Source organism: Cellulosimicrobium funkei, from assembly GCF_001019615.1.
Taxonomy (GTDB): Bacteria; Actinomycetota; Actinomycetes; order Actinomycetales; family Cellulomonadaceae; genus Cellulosimicrobium; species Cellulosimicrobium cellulans_E.
The window spans coordinates 1-5,097 of sequence record NZ_JNBQ01000072.1 but is presented as its reverse complement, the minus strand read 5'-3'; the positions used below and the strand labels follow the sequence as shown (position 1 = coordinate 5,097).

Sequence of the window (5,097 nt, the reverse complement as noted above, 5' to 3'; positions counted from 1 at the left end):
CGGGTGGAACGGCTGCTCCACCTCCAGCACCGCCCGCCCCAACCACGCGTCCGTCGCCAGCACCAGGTGCCGCAACGTCTGCGCGAACGACCACTCGCCGTCCACCGACACGTCCACGGCGCTCGCGGGCAGGGCCGCCGCCCGCTCGAGCGTCGCCGCCCACGTCGACTCCAGCGCCGCCCACGCCGCGCGCAGCCCCTCCGGGTCGCCGGCACGACGCAGCTCCCGCCCCGGGAACCGGCGGTCCAGCTCCGCCTCCACGAAGCCGGTCACGTCGACCCCGTTCACGCGGAAGGTCGCGTCACCGTCCGCGAGCCAGGGCGCATCGATGTCGACGCCCTCCACCTGCACGCCCCGCAGGTCCGCGCCGTCGAACGTCGCACCCCGCAGGTCGTCGGAGCGGGTGAACCGGGCCATGAGACGCCTCCTCGGGAACGGCCCGCCCGAGGACCGACCGGCCCGGGGGAGAGGCCTCGACACACCGACGGCGCGGTGCGTGGACTCAGCCGGGGGAGAGGCGTGCACCCCTCGGTGGCGGAACCGACGAACGGGGACGACGACTCGCACGCTACGCCGCCCGACCCACACCCGACCAGAGGTGGTCGGCACGCGCCGACGTGGGGGAGCATCGGACCATGCCGATCCTGCCCACCGAACGCGACCCCCGACTCGTCACCGTGCGCCGCGGCGGCACGCTCACCGACGACCACCACCGCCAGCTCGCCCGGTGGGCCGTCGAGTGCACCGAGCACGTCCTGCCGATCTTCGAGGACGCCCGCCCCGACGACACCCGACCCCGCGACGCCCTCGACGTCGCCCGCGCCTGGATCCGCGGCGAGGTCCCCATGAAGACCGCGCACAGCACCGCCTTCGTCGCGAACGCCGCCGGGCGCGACCAGCCCGCACCCGTCAAGTACGCGGCGCTCGCGGCCGGGCAGGCGGTGGCGGTCGCGCACGTCGCGGCGCACGACCTCGGCGCGGCCGCGTACGCGATCCGGGCAGCGGCCGCCGACGCCGCGACCCGGGGCGAGGACCCCGAGGCGGCGCGCCTCGCGGAGCGGGACTGGCAGCGCGAGCGCATCCCGGCGGAGCTGCGCGAGCTCGTCCTCGACGACCAGCGGCGCCGGAGCTCGATCTGCTGGGACGTGTTCGACGACTGAGGCCGGGCCGGTCGTCGGAACGCGGGCCGGTCGGGTGTCCCAGGCCTCAGCGCAGGAGGTCGTCGTACGTGGCGAGGGGGATGCGGCCCTCCGCCGCGGCAGCGACGTCCTCGTCGCCGGCCACGAGGACGTCGGCCTGGAGCACGGCCACCGCCACGTACTCGGCGACCGTCGTGTCGTCCGCGTCGAGCTCGCGTGCGATCCGCCACGCCGTGGCCCGGGAGACACGGTCGCCGAGCAGGCGGATCTTCAGCGTGGCGATGCCGTCCAGGCGGGCGCGCGCCGTCTTCTCGTCCAGCACGCCGCGGCGCACGTCGCGGTAGAGCATCGAGAGCGCGTGGCTGCGCAGCACGGCAGGACCGACGAGCGGGCGACGCGCACCGAGGCCGACGTCGTCCCGCACGAGGCGCAGCGCGGTGACGGCGTCGATCGCGCACCGGGTGGACGGTTCGACGACGACGGATCCCATGGCAGCCAGTAGACACCCGAGGACCCACGACGGCCCGGGAACGCCCGTGGGGGCGGCGAGAGAGGCCGTCCGACCCCTTCTGCGCAACGCCGATAATGTACATTATGTCATTTCGCGGAAGGAGGACGACCCCCGACGCATCACGAAGAACCCTCGCGCGCTCCCCTTCGACATGAGCACGACGACGTACGCACCCCGGCTCGTCACGCACCGCCCTGGCGCCCGCGCCGCGGACCGGAGCGACGGGCGGCGGCTGCTCGCGAGCCTCGTGGCGCTCGCGCCGTCCCGGGCGTCGTCAGGAACCGTCTCCGGGACGTTCGCCACGACGTCACCGTTCGCCGAGCTCGCTCCGGACGGACGTCGGCCTCGACGGGTCGTCGCGACGATGCTCGCGACGCTGGCCTGGGTCCCGGTGCTCGCGCTGACCCTCGTGGCGTTCGCCGTCGTCGGCGTCGCGGCCGGCCTGGCGACCGCCGCCGTGTGGTGCTGGCGCTCGGTGTCCCCCGCGCGGACGCCGCAGGCCGGGCCAGGTGGCGCTGACGCACCCCGAGGCGAGCTCGAACCGACGGCCGCCTCGACCGCCGCGGCGGTCGGGCCCCGCGGGCGACCCCTGGTGCGGGACCGCACGCTGGGCTACGATGCCTAGAATCGGACATACAACGCAAACCATTGTGTTTAGGTCAACAGCGTGGTGAGGCGCTGTCGTCACCCCGCATGCCCGCAGCACCGCCCACCCCGGGTGCGGCGCCGCCTCGTCCGAACCTCCCCGGACACACCTCGGGCACGCCCCCGCACGTCCGGCGGGCGCCCCCTGTGCTCTCCCCGCGTCCGCTACCCGGCGCCCCGTGCGTGTGCCAGCCTGGGCACGTGCCCGACGCCGACGGTCCCCGGACGCCCTTCCCTCCCCCGCCGCTGCCCGACGTCGTCGGCGCGCGCGAGCGCACGGTGCACGTCGTGACGCACCCCGAGGCGACGCACCACGTCGAAGGTCTCGTCGGCGGCGTCCACGACTCCGACCTCACCGCGGCGGGCACGCGGCACGCGGCGCTGGTCGCCGCGGCGCTGCGAGCCCGGGTCCCGCGCGACGCCCTGGTCGACGTCGTCGCGTCCGACCTCCTGCGCACGCGCCGCACCGCGACCGCGGTCGGCGAGGCGCTCGGCGTGGCGCCACGGCTGGACGCCCGGCTGCGCGAGGCGTCCTACGGCGACGCGGGCGGGCGTCCGCAGGCGTGGCTGGACGCGCGGTTCGTCCCGCCGCCGGCGGTGGGCGACCGGCTGCGGCACGACGTGGGCGTCGCCGGCGCGGAGACGCGGCTCGACGTCGCGCTGCGGGTGTACGCGGCGACGACGGACCTGCTCCGCCGCGCCGTGGACCACCAGGTGGTCGTCACGCACGGGTTCGCGGCGACCTTCGTCGTCGCGGCGTGGACCGGGATGCCGGTCGAGGCCGCGGGGCACGTCGCGTTCCCCGTCGCCTCCGGGAGCATCACGACCCTGCGCGAGGACGGGTTCTTCCACAACCGCGCGGTGCTGGGCGTCGGGGACGTCGCCCACCTGGACGAGGGGCGCTGAGCCGTCGACAGGCTTCCGGCGTCGGCGCAGGTCAGAGCGCCGTCCGGTCGGGTCGGTGTCGGTGGCACGACCTAGGCTGGCGGCGACCGCACCCCGAAGGAGGCCCGCTCATGGTCGCCCCGCCCCGCCTCGAGCGGATCACCGTCGCCGAGGCGGCCGACCGCTACCTCGCGTCGGTCGCCGCGCAGACCCTGCGGGGCGTCCTGTCGCCGACGACGCGCCGCAGCTACGAGCGCGACGTGGCGGAGTTCGCGCGGCTCGCCGGGCCGGCCCGCGTGCTGGACGACGTCGCCGGCGAGGACGTCGACGACGTCCTCCTGCGCTACCAGACCACTCCCGACGGCCGGTACGCGGACGCGTCGCGCAAGGAGGGGAGCTCGGGCCGGTCCGCCGCGACGGTCAACCGTTTCCGCCAGTCGGTCACGCGCTTCTTCTCCCACGCGGCCCGCGAGGGCTGGGTCCAGGCCGACCCGATGCAGTGGGCCTCTCCCCCGGCCCGCCTGCGCGACGGCCTGCGGGTCGCGCGCACGGCGCTGTCCGCGGGCTCCGCGGCGTCGCTGCTCGAGGTCTCCGCGGCACGGGCGCCGGCCGACCCGGCCGTCGGACGGCGGGACCAGGACCTCCAGCTCCGCGACCGCCTCGTCGTCGCGCTCCTGCTCGTCCTCGGTCCCCGCGTCTCCGAGCTCGAGCGCGCGAATCTCGACGACTTCTCCCGCGAGCCCGACCAGACGCGCTGGCGTATCCAGGGCAAGGGCGGTCACGTCCGCACCGTGACGCTCTCCGCCCCGCTCGCCGCCGCGCTCGAGGAGTACCTGGAACGCCTGCGCCCCGCGCTCCTTGCGCGTCGCCCCGACGACCCGGACGCGCGGCGCGCGCTCCTGCTGTCCTGGCGCGGCCGACGCATCGACGCGCAGGCGGTCCGCGGCCTCCTGCGGCGGTGCGTCGCGCGCATGCCCGCGCAGTACCGGCGCGAGGCGACGCCGCACGCCCTGCGCCACACGACCGCGACCCTGCTGGCGGCCGAGGGGTGGGACGTGAAGGTGGTCGCCGAGCTCCTCGGGCACGCGTCCATCGCGACCACGGGCGTGTACCTCGACCGGATCGAGGGCGAGCTCGCCGCCGCGATCCGCGCCCACCCGCTCTCCGCGGCGCTCGAGCCCGCCGAGACCTGACGCCCGCCTCGCGGGGCGCGTAGCGTCATCGGTATGGCCTCGCTCCACCGGGTGGAGCTCGTCCCGGACGACGAGCCCGCACCGACCGGGCGCGGCGCACCCGCGGAGGGGGCCCACGGGCCCGCGGCACCGGCCCGACGACGTGCCCTGCTCCTGCGCGTGGGGGCACCCCTCGTGGTGCTCGCCCTCGCCCTCGTCGCCGTCGGGACGTGGCGCACGGCCACCGCCGAGCGGGAACGCCTCGCCCTGCCCGGGGCCGTGGTCTCCCTCGCGGTCCCTCCCGAGCCCGCGTGGGAGAGGGACGCCGCGGCGTCGCGGCTCGCCGTGGTCGGCGACGGCACGGTTCTCGCCGTCGTCACCGGCGACGGCGTGGAGGGGCACGACGTCGCGACCGGCGCCCGGTCCTGGCGGGCGCTCGACCCGACGGCCTGGTGCGGTCCGGCCGCGGGCGAGACGTCGGCCCCCGCACCTCGACGCGCCGTCGTCACGTGCCTGACCGGACCCGCGCTCGCACCCGTCGCGCACGTCCTCGGCCCGGGCGGACCGACGACCGACCCGGTGCCCCTCGGCGACGACCTCGGCCGCGCGGTCCCCGCCCCCGGCGGGACGGTCCTGCGCTGGTCCCGCACCGGCGGCGTCGTCCACCTCGCGCTCCAGGACGCCCGGACCGCGCAGGTGCGCTGGCGGCAGGACGTCGAGCCGGACGACGCGGAACGCACCGCGA

6 protein-coding genes and 1 pseudogene are annotated in these 5,097 nt (G+C 76.7%); 5 read left to right on the top strand and 2 right to left on the bottom strand.

From position 1 onward, the window contains the following. On the bottom strand, positions 1-417 hold a 417-nt coding region (locus tag FB00_RS20665; RefSeq protein WP_047234803.1), incomplete at its 3' end, for a DinB family protein. Between the two features lie 218 nt (positions 418-635). Between FB00_RS20665 and FB00_RS20660 the strand changes: the two genes are divergently transcribed. Then, positions 636-1,160 (top strand): putative immunity protein, encoded by a 525-nt coding sequence (locus FB00_RS20660; protein ID WP_047234802.1) that lies wholly within the window; start codon positions 636-638, stop codon positions 1,158-1,160. A gap of 46 nt (positions 1,161-1,206) precedes the next feature. Here the strand turns inward: FB00_RS20660 and FB00_RS20655 are convergent, their stop codons facing one another. Then, positions 1,207-1,629, bottom strand: a complete 423-nt coding sequence (locus FB00_RS20655; protein WP_047234801.1) for a hypothetical protein — start codon at positions 1,627-1,629, stop codon at positions 1,207-1,209. 172 nt (positions 1,630-1,801) lie between these two features. Between FB00_RS20655 and FB00_RS20650 the strand changes: the two genes are divergently transcribed. From FB00_RS20650 to FB00_RS20635, 4 genes and pseudogenes are all read left to right on the top strand, one after another. Beyond that, positions 1,802-2,275 carry a hypothetical protein gene (locus FB00_RS20650; RefSeq protein WP_047234800.1) on the top strand — a complete coding sequence of 158 codons (474 nt, stop codon included), beginning with the start codon at positions 1,802-1,804 and terminating at the stop codon, positions 2,273-2,275. 221 nt (positions 2,276-2,496) lie between these two features. After that, positions 2,497-3,201: a histidine phosphatase family protein gene (locus FB00_RS20645; protein ID WP_231581978.1), complete on the top strand. Its 705-nt coding sequence runs from the start codon at positions 2,497-2,499 to the stop codon at positions 3,199-3,201. A 110-nt stretch (positions 3,202-3,311) separates the two neighbouring features. After that, positions 3,312-4,373, top strand: a complete 1,062-nt coding sequence (locus FB00_RS20640; RefSeq protein WP_047234799.1) for a tyrosine-type recombinase/integrase — start codon at positions 3,312-3,314, stop codon at positions 4,371-4,373. A gap of 33 nt (positions 4,374-4,406) precedes the next feature. Next, positions 4,407-5,097, top strand: a pseudogene (locus FB00_RS20635) (hypothetical protein); the annotation flags it as partial.

What these genes read in the sequence shown, in the direction of transcription:
- FB00_RS20660 (WP_047234802.1), top strand. Translation starts at nt 636, where the DNA reads ATGCCGATCCTGCCCACCGAACGCGACCCCCGACTCGTCACCGTGCGC.
- FB00_RS20655 (WP_047234801.1), bottom strand. Translation starts at nt 1,629, where the DNA reads ATGGGATCCGTCGTCGTCGAACCGTCCACCCGGTGCGCGATCGACGCC.
- FB00_RS20650 (WP_047234800.1), top strand. Translation starts at nt 1,802, where the DNA reads ATGAGCACGACGACGTACGCACCCCGGCTCGTCACGCACCGCCCTGGC.
- FB00_RS20640 (WP_047234799.1), top strand. Translation starts at nt 3,312, where the DNA reads ATGGTCGCCCCGCCCCGCCTCGAGCGGATCACCGTCGCCGAGGCGGCC.